Raw genomic sequence first — 13827 nt, 5'->3', positions numbered from 1 at the left:
TCCCGGTCCTCCAAACGCTTTTCCATCACTTGCGCGTGGAATACGCAATCAACAAGATTTGCTGCAACGGTTTCACGCGTTCGTGTCAGAGTTAACAGAAATGTTTCACATTTCCTTTCGAAAGAGCTAGGAGAATGGCTGAACGTTACAGGGTAACATAGATGAGTCTCATCCCCGATATCACTGAATTGCTGGCCCGCGCCCGGGCTGATCTGCGCATGGGTGTACCAGTAGCGCTGACCGATGATAGCGGCTTTAGTGTTCTTGCTGTTTCAGCGGAAACTCTCACCCCGCAGCGCCTGGCTGATCTGAAAAACCTCGGGGCTCCGGTAGTGGCCATTACAGGACGGAGAGCCGAAACCCTCAAGGCACGGGCCTATGACGGAGATTTGGCGCGGGTTTCGCTTCCGGCGGATGCAGATATCAATTGGGTTCAGGCGGTGGCCGATCCCTCGGACGATCTGAACGCGCCGATGAAAGGCCCGTTAATGACCGAGCGGCAAGGCAACGCCAACCTGCATCGCATTGCGATTGCGCTGGCAAAATCCGCGCGCATTCTTCCTGCGGCAGTCGTCGTACCGGTCGAGGACGGGCGGGCATTTGCCGCCTCACATGGCCTGACATGCATCGATCATACACGCGCCGTACCTCATCTGGCAGACCGAAGTGCTCTGCACGAGGTGGTGGCCGCGCGCCTTCCAATGGAAGTGTCCGAGGCGGGTCGCTTGCACATATTCCGCCCCGAAGATGGCGGCGAGGAACACTACGCGGTCGAAATCGGTCGCCCGGATCGCGACAAGCCGGTGCTGGCCCGACTGCATTCGGCCTGTTTCACGGGCGATCTGATGGGCAGCCTGAAATGCGATTGCGGTCCGCAATTGCGCGGAGCTCTGGCGCAGATGGGCGCTGAGGGTGCTGGCGTTCTTCTGTATCTCAATCAGGAAGGCCGCGGCATTGGGCTTGCCAACAAGATGCGAGCCTATTTCCTGCAAGATCAGGGCTTTGACACGGTCGAGGCGAACCACAGGTTGGGTTTTGAGGATGACGAACGGGATTTCAGATTGGGCTCCGACATTTTGACGTCCCTGGGTTTCAATTCGGTACGCCTGTTGACCAACAACCCCGCCAAGATCGCAATGATGGAGCGGACGGGGATTGCTGTGACCGAACGTGTGCCTTTGAAAGTGGGCGAAACTGCCCACAATCGGGAGTATCTGGCCACAAAAGCAGCGAAATCAGGGCATCTGCTGTGACACCAGGCGATCTGGTGCTGACCCCGCGCGGCGTTCGGTTTCTGGGCAGGACCTTCCCCTGCTCCATTGGCAAAGGGGGATTGAGCAATTCAAAGCGTGAAGGTGATGGGGCGACTCCCACCGGATGCCATCGAATTGTTGGGATGCTCTACCGTGCTGACAGGATTGTGACGCCCAGTTCCTGGGCGCGTCCGATTGGACCTCAGGACTTGTGGTCAGACGACGTTTCGGACAGCCACTACAATCAAATGGTGTCCGTCCCGCATGCCTTCAGTCACGAAAGACTGCGCCGGGCTGATCCGCTTTACGATTTGGTCCTGTTGACAGATTGGAACTGGCCGAACGCCGTTCCTGGCAGGGGATCAGCGATCTTTCTGCACCAATGGCGCAGGCCCGGATATCCGACCGAAGGCTGCATTGCCTTTCGCCGGAACCATTTATACTGGATCGCGGGGCGCATTGCCCTTGGAACGCGTCTGATTATTCCTGAGGTTTGACCCGTTCTCCAAAGATGGCCGAACCCACGCGTACGTGGGTCGCACCCAAGGCTATGGCCTGCTCGAAATCGCCGCTCATGCCCATCGACAATCCTTCCAGCCCGTTGCGCGCCGCGATCTTCGCCAGAAGCGCAAAGTGCAACGTGGGTTCTTCGTCGAGAGGAGGGATACACATCAGACCGCGCACCGGCAGGTCCAAAGCCGTGCATTCAGCAAAAAAGCTATCCGCTTCGGCCGGAAGGATACCAGCCTTCTGCTCTTCCTCACCTGTGTTGACCTGAATGAACAGGTCCGGGCAGGTTCCCATCTCTTGTGCCAAACGTGCCAGAGTTTGGGCCAGTTTGGGCCGATCCACTGAATGAATCGCGTTGCACAACTCCATCGCCTGCCGGGCTTTGTTGGTCTGCAATGGGCCAATAAGGTGCAGATCAATTCCTTCGAACCGTTCCTTGAAGGCTGGCCATTTGCCAGCGGCCTCTTGCACTCGATTCTCACCGAAACACCTGTGCCCCTGTTCCAAAACTGCCTGCACCCGTTCATTGGGCTGCACTTTGGACACGGCGATCAGTTTGACAGAGCCCGATGGGCGCTTTGATTTCGCTTCTGCTTTGGCGATACGTGCGGTGATGTCTTGCAGCGACATGGGATCCTCAATCTGTCTTTGGCGCAGCAAAACACCAAGTCGGCGCAAAAGAAAAGGGCGAGTCCGAAGACCCGCCCTTAAACCTTGCGGTTCAGATCAGCTTAGAAGTTGAACTGAGCACCGAAGTCAGCGACGACGGTCGAGTCGACGCAGCTGTCACAGTCGTTTACACCGATACCACCGCGCAGCGATGCACCGCCACCCAGGTCGTAGATGGCGCCAAGAGCAACCTGCTGCAGGTCAGCAGATGCGTTACCGTCGCCGTAGGCGAAGATCAGGGTTGTTGCGGCGCCAACGTTGTAGGTTGCCGACAGACCCCATGCGGTGCCGTCAGTTGCTGCAACCTGAGTTGCGTCGTCTGCAACGAACAGAGTACCACCGAAGTCACCCCATTCACCACCCAGGGTCAGAACGGTCAGGCTCGGATCGCTAACACCAGCAATGCCAGCGTCGGTCTGACCGTACGCGATAGCAGCGGTGATGTTGTTGAAGGTATACGTCGCGCTGATATCCCAGCGGTCAGCGTCAACAGGTGCACCGTTAATACCTACGGTCGCTTGATCGTAAGATGCGCCAAAGGCGAAGTCACCAACGGCGTACTGGAAGAACACAGCGTTCGCACCCGAACCGGTCGACGAGTAAGCCAGGAAGTTATAGTTAACACCCGAATACTGACCTGCGAACAGTTCCAGACCTACTTCGTTGCCGTAGTAGTTTGCAAGGTTGTCGAACGAACCTGCAACGTTGCCCGCGTCAACACGCAGACCACCGTAGATGACCGAGAAGCGCGCGCCGTTCAGGCCAGCAGCATTTGCTTCACCTGTGCTGCTGTCTTCGTCAGCTTGCAGACGAACACGGCCTTCGAAGCGGACGCCGCCGTCGGTTTCAACGATGCCGTCGATGTTCAGACGGAAACGCGAGACCAGGATCGCGTCGTCAGTTTGAACTAATGCGGAGTTGACGGTGGTGATCACGCCACCCGAAGTGGAGATGTTCGGAATGGTACCGCTACGGTTTTCTACGTAGCCAATACCAAAACGGCCGTAACCGCTGAAGTTAACTTCAGCTGCTGCAACGCCTGCGGTCGCGATCAGCGCCGTCGATGCGAAGAGAACTTTTTTCATCTTGTTTCCCTCGGTTTCAAAAAGAGTTATCTACTCGACACATGCCTCAGCATATGTCTCAGCACGGACACCGTTTCGCTCTTTTTGCCCCCAAAGCGCAAGCTTGGCATAAACGCTGCCGCCTCATTGAGGTCAGATTGGTGCAAGGATGCCACAGTCGGTTTTCTCGCCAAACCAGCAGTACACCGGGAATTCAGAAGAATAGGGTTGTTGCAGCGGGGGTCCTTGGCTAGGAGTATCCCTTGAATACTGCACAACAAGTGAAACAGGACCTGTTTACAATGCGCCTGCCGACGATTTTGGGATTGATCATGTTGACCGCCGCTATTTCGGCATGTGGACAGAATCAAAGCGCCTCGACGACCTACACCCCCAATCTTGCTGGCGGCAACTCTGACGAGCGTGAACTGAACGACCCCAACCGTTCGACCATTTGGGACATTTTCGACCGCAGCACAGCCGAGCAGGTTACAAATGTGAACCGCTATATATGGGCGGCCTCTCTGGATGTGCTGAGCTTCCTGCCCGTACAAGAGGTCGATCCGTTTACCGGTGTCATTGTAACGGGTTACGGCACCCCTCCGGGCGGCGGGCGCTCGTATCGCGCCACTGTCCACATCAGCGACCCGGCGTTGGCTGCAAGATCCTTGTCCGTTGCGCTGCAATCCAGCGGCGGAGCTCCCGTAAGCGCGTCAACCACCCGTGCGGTCGAGGATGCGATCCTCTCTCGCGCGCGCCAGTTGCGCATCGCGGACAACAAGTTCTAGCAACCCGCCGAAAATCACAATATTACCACGCCGGGTTCACACCCGGCGTTTTCATTCACGAAGGACCGCACAATGTCGCGCTATTCGGCCAACGAAATCGAAGCAAAATGGCAAGAGGCCTGGGACAAGGCTGGAATCTTCACCGCCAGCCATAAGGCGGACAAGCCAAAGTATTATGTGCTTGAGATGTTCCCTTATCCATCTGGCCGAATCCATATGGGGCATGTGCGCAACTACACTATGGGTGACGTGATCGCGCGGCACAAACTGGCAACCGGCCACAACGTTCTGCATCCGATGGGTTGGGATGCGTTCGGTATGCCTGCGGAAAATGCTGCGATGGCCATAGGTGGCCACCCGAAAGACTGGACTTACGGCAACATCGCCGAAATGCGCAGGCAGATGAGACCCTTGGGCCTGTCGATTGACTGGTCACGCGAATTCGCCACCTGCGACCCGGAATATTACGGCCAACAGCAAGCGCTGTTCCTGGATATGCTCAAGTCCGGGCTGGTTTACCGCAAGAATGCCGTGGTGAACTGGGACCCGGTGGATATGACCGTTCTAGCCAACGAACAGGTGGAAAACGGACGCGGCTGGCGCTCGGGCGCGTTGGTGGAACGGCGCGAGCTGACACAGTGGTTCTTCAAGATTTCCGACTATTCCGAAGAACTTCTGGACGCGCTGGACACGCTGGACAACTGGCCCGCCAAAGTACGTCTGATGCAGGAAAACTGGATCGGCAAGTCGCGTGGCCTGCAATTTGGCTTTGAACGGACCGATGGCGGCGCGCCGATCACCGTCTATACGACTCGCCCCGACACGCTGCTGGGCGCATCCTTTGTTGGTATCTCGCCGGATCACCCGATTGCCAAAAAGCTTGAGGCTGAGAACCCGGAAGTTGCTGATTTCGTTGCGGAGTGCCGCAAGGGCGGCACCACCGAAGAAGCCATCGAGACCGCCGAAAAGCTGGGATATGACACAGGCATCCGCGTCAAGCACCCGCTGGACCCGAACTGGGAACTGCCGGTCTGGATCGCGAACTTCATCCTGATGGATTACGGCACCGGCGCGATCTTTGCCTGCCCGGCGCATGACCAACGTGACCTCGACTTCTGCCGCAAGTATGACCTGCCTGTGGTCGATACATTCTTTGCGCTGGATGATGACACGCCGGCCGACAAGATCGCCTTTGTCCCGCCGAAAACTGAAAAAGTCCGCTGGGTGAATCATTTCGCGGGCCTGACCGAGGCGACGGGTGACGAGGCGATTAACGCAACCGTTGATTTCGCCGAAAAGGCTGGCTGGGGCGAAGGCGTCACCAAATACCGCCTGCGCGACTGGGGCCTGAGCCGCCAGCGTTATTGGGGCTGCCCGATTCCCGTTGTTCACTGCGAGAAATGCGGCACGGTCCCTGAGAAGAAAGAAAACCTGCCGATCGAGCTGCCCTATGACGAAGGCAACGGCAAACCCATCGACTTCTCGATCCCTGGCAATCCGCTGGACCGCCACCCGACCTGGCGGGATTGTTCATGTCCTTCCTGCGGTGCCCCGGCCAAGCGCGAAACCGACACGATGGACACGTTCGTCGATTCGTCGTGGTATTTCGCCCGCTTCACTGCACCGCGCGCGGAATCGCCCACTGATCTGGCCGAGGCCGAATACTGGATGAATGTCGATCAGTACATCGGCGGTATTGAGCATGCGATTCTGCACCTGCTTTATTCGCGATTCTTTGCACGCGCGATGAACATCACTGGCCACCTGCCGAAAAAAGCCATTGAACCATTTGATGCCCTGTTCACCCAAGGCATGGTCACGCATGAGATCTACCAGACGCGCGACGAAAACGGTCGCCCGGTCTATCACCTGCCCGAGGACGTGACCGACGGTAAACTGGCTGACGGCACAGAGGTCGAGATCATCCCCTCGGCCAAGATGTCGAAATCCAAGAAGAACGTGGTCGACCCGGTCAGCATCATCTCAGCCTTCGGTGCCGACACCGCGCGCTGGTTCGTGCTGTCCGATTCGCCGCCTGAGCGTGACGTGGAATGGACTGCCGCAGGTGCTGAAGCTGCATTTAAACACCTGAACCGGGTCTGGAACCTGTGCGACAAAATCGGCGCGATGGACCCCGATGCCAAGGGCGAAGGGGATCAGGAGTTGCTGCGCGAGATGCACAAAACCATCCGCGACGTGACGCTGGGTGTTGAAAGCTTTGGCTTCAACGCAGCTATCGCCAAGCTCTATGCCTTCACCAATACGCTGGCCAAATCCAAGGCGGGTGCTGCGGCTCAGAAACAGGCCATCAAAACACTGGCACAGCTGATGTCGCCGATGACGCCGCATCTGGCTGAAGATATCTGGGCACATCAGGGTGGCGAAGGTCTGGTGGCCGTTGCCCCATGGCCCGTCGCCGATGAGGCGATGCTGGTTGACGACACGGTAACCCTACCGATCCAGATCAACGGAAAACGCCGCGCGGAAATCAGCGTCTCCAAGGATCTGGCAAAGGACGAGGTTGAAAAAATCGCGCTCAGCACCGAAGCTGTGCAAAAGGCGCTGGATGGCAACGCGCCCAAAAAAGTGATCGTAGTTCCGGGTCGGATCGTAAATGTCGTTGTTTAACCGCAGAACCCTTATGCTGATGCCGCTGGCCGCCTGTTTTCTTGGCGCAGCCTGTGGCTTTCAACCGGTCTATGCGCCCGGGGGAACGGGTTCGCAGTTGTACGGCAAAGTTGCTGTGTCCGAGCCGAACACGGTCGACAGCTACCTTCTGGTGCAGAATCTGGAACAGCAACTGGGCCGCAGCGCCGACGCGGTCAGCGCGTACAAACTGGACGTGCGGGTCTCGACCGTGACGCGTGGGGCTGCGATCACCACGACGAATGAAACACAACGGTACACGATTGACGGGCGGGCCCAGTATACGCTGCGGTCCAACGCAACCGGACAGATCGTGGCTTCGGGCACTGCGACCGACTTTGTGGCCTATTCCGCTGCAGGTTCAACCGTTTCTACCTTGGCTGACGAGCGTGACGCCAAAGAACGCCTGATGGTGATTCTGTCGAGCCAGATCGTGAACCGTCTGAATTCAACGCCGGATCTGGCCACATGAAGCTGAGCCCGCGCGAGGCTGATGGGTATTTTACCAAACCGGACGCGGACAAGACCGGGTTGCTGATTTATGGCGCGGATGCGATGCGGGTCGCACTCAAACGCCAGCAGGTTCTGGCTGCATTGCTTGGTCCCGGTGCCGAAGAGGAAATGCGCCTGACTCGCCTGCCGGGTGGCGAATTGCGCGGTGACCCCGCGTTGCTGTTGGACGCGGTCAAAGCCGTTGGTTTCTTCCCAGGCCCCCGCGCGGTATTTGTCGAAGACGCCACCGAAACCGCAGCACCTTCGATTCTGACCGCGCTTGAGGATTGGGCACCCGGAGACGCACAGATCATCGTGACGGCCGGACAGCTGAAACCCAGCTCGAAAATTCGCAAAGCGTTTGAAGGACACCCCGCAGCTTATGCGGTGGGCATCTATGACGACCCGCCCTCCCGCGCCGAGGTGGAACGGGTTCTGGCCACGGCGGGGCTGAAGAACATACCCCACGAAGTCATGTCTGTCATAAGCGAGCTGGCCGTCAGCCTTAGCCCCGGTGATTTCACCCAAACCGTTGAGAAACTGTCGCTTTACAAACGTGGGGACAGTTCAGATTTGACTATAGAAGACATCGAAGCCTGCGCCCCGCGCTCGACCGAGGCCGCGTTGGACGATGTTCTAAACGTGGTGGCCGATGGTCGCGCGGGCGAGATCGGACCGTTGATCCGGCGCTTGCAGGCACAGGGGACCAACGGCGTGACACTGTGCATTGGCGCGACCCGACACTTTCGCACGCTTTATGCCTGCGCCTCTGATCCGGGCGGTGCGGCACAGGGCATCGGAAAACTGCGCCCACCGGTTTATGGCAAGCGACGGGACCGTATTCTGCGGCAGGCGCAGGGGTGGGGTGCACCTAAACTGCAAACTGCGCTGACAGTTCTGACAGACACGGATTTGTCGCTTCGGTCCGCAGGGCAAACTGCACCCGCCATGGCCCTGGTGGAACGCGCCATGATCCGCCTTGCGATGCTGGCCCGATCACGTTGAACTACTTCTTATCCAGCCAATCTGCGGCTGCAAGACCGGCCCATCGTCCGGTGGCCAGACAGGCCGTCAGCAAATAGCCCCCTGTGGGGGCCTCCCAATCCAGCATTTCTCCGGCGCAGAACACACCCGGCAACGCGGTCAGCATTAACCCATCATCCAACGACGCCCTCTTCACGCCCCCTGCCGTCGAGATTGCTTCGTCCATCGGACGCAGACCGGAGTGCAGGATGGGAAGGTTCTTCAACGCGGCAACCTGATCGGACTGAGTTACGCCACTGCGTTTCGCCATCTCGTGAAACAACGCGACTTTCTGAGGGGATAGGTTCAGCGACTTCCTCAACCACTGCGACAGGGTGGCTTTCGACCGTTTCGCGGCATAGCGCGCTTGTAGAATCTGCTGATCCAAATCGGGCACCAAATCCACAAACAACGGCAGCCCTGCGCGCAAGGCCGGGGTGAGTGTATACAGCCCGCCGCCCTCCAGCCCTTTTGCAGAAATCGCGGCTTCCCCGCGGCTTTCAAAATCGCCTGCCATCCACCAAACAGATTTCAACGCTGCCCCCAAATGCGGCTGCATGTGGGAGCTCCATTCAACGGATAAAGCTGAATTTGCAGGCTCGAAAGGAGCCAGAGCTACACCTCTGCTGGCAAGAACATGGGCCCATTGACCGTCCGAACCAAGGCGCGCCCAGCTTGACCCGCCCAACGCCAGCACGGTGACATCTGCCGAAACGCCTTGCTTCCCGTCCGGGGTGTCGAACATCAGCGCCTCACCTTCCCAGCCTGTCCAGCGCCAGCGGGTTTTGACATCGACCCTTGCAACGCCCAACCGGGCCAGCCAGGCCCGCAATAGGGGTGAGGCTTTCATAGCCTCGGGAAAAACCCGACCGGTTGAGCCAGTGAACAAGGGCTGGCCCAGATCACGCGCCCAATGCTGCACCGCTTCGGCATCGAAAGCGGAAATCATCGGCTGCAACCAATCCGCAGCCTCGCCATAAGATTGGATCAGGGTGTCGAATGGCTCGTCTTTGGTTAGGTTCAGCCCAGATTTTCCAGCCATCAAAAACTTGCGCGCGACTGACGGCTTGGCCTCGGCGACCAGCACAGAATGCCCTGCGGCAGCCAGTTGCTCGGCGGCCATCAACCCGGCGGGGCCTGCTCCGATCACCACTGCCTGCGCCATTCACATCCTCTTGCCTTCGCCGTTCTTAGGCGCAAGTTTCAAACCATCATGACGAACAGCGATCCGATCTGCCCGCTTTGCGACCGCCCAATCCCCGACGGAGGCGGCAGCCTGCATCATCTGACCCCAAAACTCAAAGGAGGCAAGGGCGGACCAACGGTTCTGTTGCATCAGATCTGCCACAAAGAAGTCCATGCCACCCTGACCGAGGCCGAACTGGCGCGCAACTACAACACGGTCGAGGCCCTGCGCGCGCATCCAAGGCTTGAAAAGTTCCTGAACTGGGTCCGAAAACGCCCGCCCAGCTTTCGTTCGAAAGTTCCGGGAAAACGGCGCGTACGGTGATCAGCCCGGAAGGATCGGGTCGCCAAAGGCATCGGTCAGAGATTTAGACATGCCTTCGATTTCAATGCCCTGATAATCAGGCACAGGCGCGAATTGAGCCCCCGCAACGTGCTGAAATTCCAGCGTTGTATAGGGTCGTTTCCAAAGCCATTCGCGGTTTTCAACCGCCCACAGATCGGGGTTCGGAGGCGTTTCCGGCGTAAAGGCATAGAAATGCAGGTCAAAGCCGTTTGGAGCAACCTCTTGCATCGACAACAACGACATACCTTGCGCGCGCCAAAACGAGTCTTCGGAGGCGATATCCCCGGTTCGTAGGGTGATCTGACCGATCCGGGCCTGCGCAAACGGCGCATCGGGATCAGCGGCTTGCGGAGGGCGGTTGCCTTCGAAATCCTGTTGCAGCAGCTCGATAACGAACCCTTCGGGGTCGGCCAGATGGCACATATACCCGATATCCAGAAACTGGTTTGGCGCACTCACCGGAACATCGCACGCGCGCAGATGGGCGACAGCAAGGTCAACATCCGGCACGGTGATGCCGATCTTCCAATAGCGTTGACCTCGGTCGTGGGTGTACCCGCCGCCGCCCGGCAACAGCAGCAGATCCGCATCCTGGCCTTCATAACCTACGCGATGGCTCAGACCTTCACTGCGGACCGACATCCCCAGCATGTCACGGTAGAACGCGGCCAGCCGGTCCGGATCACCGACCCGAAGGCGCAAGGCTGACATCCTCATGAACACAACCTTGCAATTCCGGCGGCAATCTTCGGGTCGGCGTTGACGCTATCCGTCACCAGATCGCGTGCGGTTTGCATCAGGTGGTCAGCCTCGACAATCCGGTCCACCAAACCAAACTCATACGCCTCTTGTGCGGTGATTTTCTGACCCGCCATCAGAATCAGCTTGGTACGGGCCGGTCCGACCAAAGCCGCCAACCGCTTTGGATCGGAGGGTTGCGGCAGAAATCCCAGTTTCATCACCGGATAGAAAAACTTGGCCGAGGGCACCGCGATGCGCAGGTCACAGGCCAGAGCCATTCCGTTGGCCCCGCCAGCCAAAGTGCCGTTCAACGCCGCAACGGTCAGGCAGGGCAGCGCCGCGATGGCGCCAGACAGGCGCTCCCAGACATCCGACGTGGCCAGACCGGCACGCGCCTCGTCAAGATCGGCACCGGCACTGAACACCTTGCCCGCACCTGTCAGGATCAACGCCTTCGCTTCAGTCGCGGCTTCGGCGATCTCGGCCAGCTCTGTCAGCATGGCCCCTGTCAAAGCGTTGGCCTTGTCCGGGTTGTTGATCGTGACGGTCCACAGGCCATCCTCTTTGGTCAGATTGATCATATTAGCCCAACCCGTTTGCGGATATCCTCCAACCGCAGCGAGATTTCGGTGCCCAAAAACTCATTCGCATCATCGGAACACATCCAGAGCAGCGTTCGTGCAGGCCAGTCTGCGGGGATGTGAACATCCCAATCCAGCTGGCTGACCGGGTTGATGCCGCTGGCCTTGATTGACCGCTGCATATCCGTGGCCACGGTTCCCGGTGACAGACCCATGGCGCGAATGCCATTATGGGCCTCTTCCAGATGCAAGCATTCCGTAAGCATTTTGGCCCCGGCCTTGGACGTGCAATAGTGGCTCCACGCCTCAACCGGGTTCGACGCTGCCCCGGACGAAATGGTGAGAACGCTCCCTCCGCCAGCGGCCCGCATGATCGGCAAGGCAGCGCGCATCCCGTAAAAGATACCTTTGAGGTTGATGTCGATGGCCTTGCTCCATGCCTCTGTATCAGCATTCGCGAGATGAAAGATCGGGTCGATCACACCGGCATTGCCAATCAGAACGTCCAACCCACCGAAGTGGTCCACACAGGTGGCCACGGCCTGTTCGACCTGTGCGAAGTCGCTGACATCACACGCCAAAGCGATAGCCCGATCGCCCAAGGCCGCTGCCAGAGCATCGATCTGATCGTGGCTGCGCGCCACCAGAGCCACATTGGCTCCGGCTGCGGCAAAAACGCGCCCTGCCTCGGCCCCGATTCCCCGGCTGGCCCCTGTAATAAGAACCGTTTTACCCTGCATCTGCCCCTCCTCACGCGCTGCAATTGCTGTCGGCAACAGCCGTAGCGCGGAAACGGGGAAAGGGTCCAGCCCTTGCCCCTTGACGATACCCGCCACAAACCCGACCATGCGCCACAAATTGATCAAGAAGGGTTACCTTATGTCCGTTTTCCTCCGCCGCAGCTGTGGTGCAGCTTTGGCCTATGCCGTTGCCACTCAGGGTGCGTTTGCCGACCTGACGGCTGATGATGTCTGGTCCAACTGGCAAGGCTATTTCACCTCGATGGGCTACACCATCACTGGCGACGAAAGCTCGGCGGGCGGTGTGACCACGATTTCAAACATGACGCTTTCAATGGCTCTGCCCGAAGAAGATGGGCAATTCCAGATGGTCGTGCCCGAGATGACGCTGACCGAAAACGGTGACGGAACCGTGACGATTGGAGTGCCCGAGAACTTTCCCATGAGAGTCACCGGTAAAGCCGAAGAAGGCGACTTTGCGGCTACCGTGACTTACTCTCACAGCCAATTGAACATGGTCGCCTCGGGCACGCCCGAAGACATGACCTATGACTACACCGCCGATACGCTCGGTGTGTCACTGGACTCGGTCGAGGTTGACGGCGAGACAGTTCCGGATGACGTCATTGACCTGGCGGTTGAGGCCGATGATCTGACCGGTAGCTCGCGGATGCAGATCGGTGAAAACCGTGATCTCACCCAGACATTCAACGCAGCCAGCCTGACCTACAACATGAGCTTTCAGGATCCCGAAAGCGGCGAAACTGGCCTGATTAACGGTCAACTGGACCAACTGGCGTTCGAGGGCGAAAACGTATTTCCGACGGAATTTGATCTTTCTGACCCGCAAGCGTTTTACGAAGCCGGTTTTGCGTTCGACGGGATCTTTACCTATGCTTCGGGCAGCACTGATCTGAGCGGCACCAGCGAAGGTCAGGCGTTCTCGATGAACAGCACCTCGGAAGGTGGACGCTTTGCTGCAGCCATCGACGCCGAAAAGCTGGTCTATGATATCGACCAAAACAGCACGACGCTGGCGGTAACGACTGCAGACCTGCCCTTCCCGATTGAGATCTCAATGGCCAATGCCGGGCTCAACTTTGAGTTCCCGGTTCAACAGTCAGACGAGGTTCAGCCGTTTGGTCTGGGGTTCAATCTGACCGATTTCACGATGTCAGACGTGCTGTGGGGCATTTTCGATCCTGCAGGCGCGCTGCCGCGTGATCCCGCGACAATCGCGCTGGATGCGACCGGCACGGCGAAAGTTCTGATGAATATTTTCGACCCTGAAATCGACCTTGAGACAGAAGAAGCTCCGGGTGAGCTGCATTCTCTGAAAATCAATGAACTGCTGGTGTCTCTGGTCGGTGCAAAACTGACAGGTGACGGCGATTTTGCGTTCGACAACTCGAACACCGAAGAATTTGATGGCTTGCCCAGCCCAAGCGGCGTTGCGAACCTGAAACTTGTCGGTGCCAACCAGTTGATCGACACCCTGATCAGCATGGGCATCATTTCGGACAATGACGCCTTGGGTGCCCGGATGATGATGGGTCTGATGGCGGTTCCGGGCGAAGAACCGGACACATTGAATTCAACCATCGAATTCACCGAAGATGGTCAGATTCTGGCAAATGGCCAGCGCATCAAGTAAAGTTTGAAAAAGGGCCGTGTATCTTACGGCCCTTTTTCCACCGTTCCCGGCCCAAATCTCTGAACCAGGGCGGGTTCATCACGATCCTCATCACACAATCCGGCCACGGGTCTTGCGAGACGGGCAGTCCAAGGC

General features: G+C 58.2%; 14 protein-coding genes. 8 read left to right on the top strand and 6 right to left on the bottom strand.

Translation table 11 applies throughout. The features are described 5' to 3' along the window. The first annotated feature begins 161 nt into the window (after positions 1-161). Together ribA and ALB80_RS15160 are read left to right on the top strand one after the other, a co-directional pair. A complete protein-coding gene (ribA, locus tag ALB80_RS15165; RefSeq protein ID WP_050604930.1) occupies positions 162-1253 on the top strand; it encodes a GTP cyclohydrolase II in 1092 nt (363 codons plus the stop codon). Then, positions 1250-1750: a L,D-transpeptidase gene (locus ALB80_RS15160; protein WP_172677902.1), complete on the top strand. Its 501-nt coding sequence runs from the start codon at positions 1250-1252 to the stop codon at positions 1748-1750. Before ribA ends, ALB80_RS15160 begins: the two co-directional genes overlap by 4 nt. Here the strand turns inward: ALB80_RS15160 and ALB80_RS15155 are convergent. Continuing rightward, entirely contained in the window at positions 1734-2393 is a 660-nt protein-coding gene (locus ALB80_RS15155) for a YggS family pyridoxal phosphate-dependent enzyme (protein WP_050604929.1), read from the bottom strand. The genes ALB80_RS15160 and ALB80_RS15155 overlap by 17 nt on opposite strands. A 101-nt stretch (positions 2394-2494) precedes the next feature. Beyond that, on the bottom strand, positions 2495-3517 hold the full coding sequence (locus tag ALB80_RS15150; protein ID WP_050604928.1) for a porin: 1023 nt from the start codon (positions 3515-3517) through the stop codon (positions 2495-2497). Between the two features lie 281 nt (positions 3518-3798). Here ALB80_RS15150 and ALB80_RS15145 point away from each other — a divergent pair, with 281 nt between their 5' ends. The 4 genes from ALB80_RS15145 (at position 3799) to holA (ending at position 8427) form a co-directional block, all read left to right on the top strand. Further along, the gene (locus ALB80_RS15145) at positions 3799-4284 is read left to right on the top strand and encodes a DUF3576 domain-containing protein (protein WP_050604927.1); all 486 of its coding nucleotides are present in this window, start codon (positions 3799-3801) and stop codon (positions 4282-4284) included. 72 nt (positions 4285-4356) lie between these two features. Next, complete coding sequence (leuS, locus tag ALB80_RS15140; protein ID WP_050604926.1) at positions 4357-6912, top strand: leucine--tRNA ligase; 2556 nt, start codon at positions 4357-4359, stop codon at positions 6910-6912. Beyond that, on the top strand, positions 6899-7402 hold the full coding sequence (gene lptE, locus ALB80_RS15135) for an LPS assembly lipoprotein LptE (protein ID WP_050604925.1): 504 nt from the start codon (positions 6899-6901) through the stop codon (positions 7400-7402). Before leuS ends, lptE begins: the two co-directional genes overlap by 14 nt. After that, a complete protein-coding gene (gene holA / locus ALB80_RS15130) occupies positions 7399-8427 on the top strand; it encodes a DNA polymerase III subunit delta (RefSeq protein ID WP_050604924.1) in 1029 nt (342 codons plus the stop codon). Before lptE ends, holA begins: the two co-directional genes overlap by 4 nt. Before the next feature lies 1 nt (position 8428). Here holA and ALB80_RS15125 read toward each other — a convergent pair whose 3' ends face one another. Then, positions 8429-9610: a TIGR03862 family flavoprotein gene (locus tag ALB80_RS15125; protein ID WP_050604923.1), complete on the bottom strand. Its 1182-nt coding sequence runs from the start codon at positions 9608-9610 to the stop codon at positions 8429-8431. Positions 9611-9658: 48 nt separating this feature from the next. On the opposite strand from ALB80_RS15125, the gene ALB80_RS15120 reads away from it, so the two are divergent. Beyond that, positions 9659-9955 (top strand): hypothetical protein, encoded by a 297-nt coding sequence (locus ALB80_RS15120; protein WP_050604922.1) that lies wholly within the window; start codon positions 9659-9661, stop codon positions 9953-9955. Here ALB80_RS15120 and ALB80_RS15115 read toward each other — a convergent pair whose 3' ends face one another. The 3 genes from ALB80_RS15115 to ALB80_RS15105 are packed head-to-tail and all read right to left on the bottom strand — an operon-like array spanning position 9956 to position 12038. After that, positions 9956-10693: a VOC family protein gene (locus tag ALB80_RS15115; protein ID WP_050604921.1), complete on the bottom strand. Its 738-nt coding sequence runs from the start codon at positions 10691-10693 to the stop codon at positions 9956-9958. Then, positions 10690-11298: an enoyl-CoA hydratase/isomerase family protein gene (locus ALB80_RS15110; RefSeq protein WP_050604920.1), complete on the bottom strand. Its 609-nt coding sequence runs from the start codon at positions 11296-11298 to the stop codon at positions 10690-10692. Before ALB80_RS15110 ends, ALB80_RS15115 begins: the two co-directional genes overlap by 4 nt. Then, positions 11295-12038, bottom strand: a complete 744-nt coding sequence (locus tag ALB80_RS15105) for an SDR family oxidoreductase (protein ID WP_050605034.1) — start codon at positions 12036-12038, stop codon at positions 11295-11297. The genes ALB80_RS15110 and ALB80_RS15105 overlap by 4 nt, the downstream gene beginning before the upstream one ends. 139 nt (positions 12039-12177) lie before the next feature. On the opposite strand from ALB80_RS15105, the gene ALB80_RS15100 reads away from it, so the two are divergent. Further along, entirely contained in the window at positions 12178-13692 is a 1515-nt protein-coding gene (locus ALB80_RS15100) for a hypothetical protein (RefSeq protein ID WP_050605033.1), read from the top strand. The last annotated feature ends 135 nt before the right edge of the window (positions 13693-13827 follow it).

The sequence above is a fragment of the Ruegeria sp. 6PALISEP08 genome (assembly GCF_001238295.1).
Classification (GTDB): domain Bacteria; phylum Pseudomonadota; class Alphaproteobacteria; order Rhodobacterales; family Rhodobacteraceae; genus Ruegeria.
Note: the sequence above shows the minus strand (reverse complement) of the source record. Positions and strands in the feature narration are given on the sequence as shown.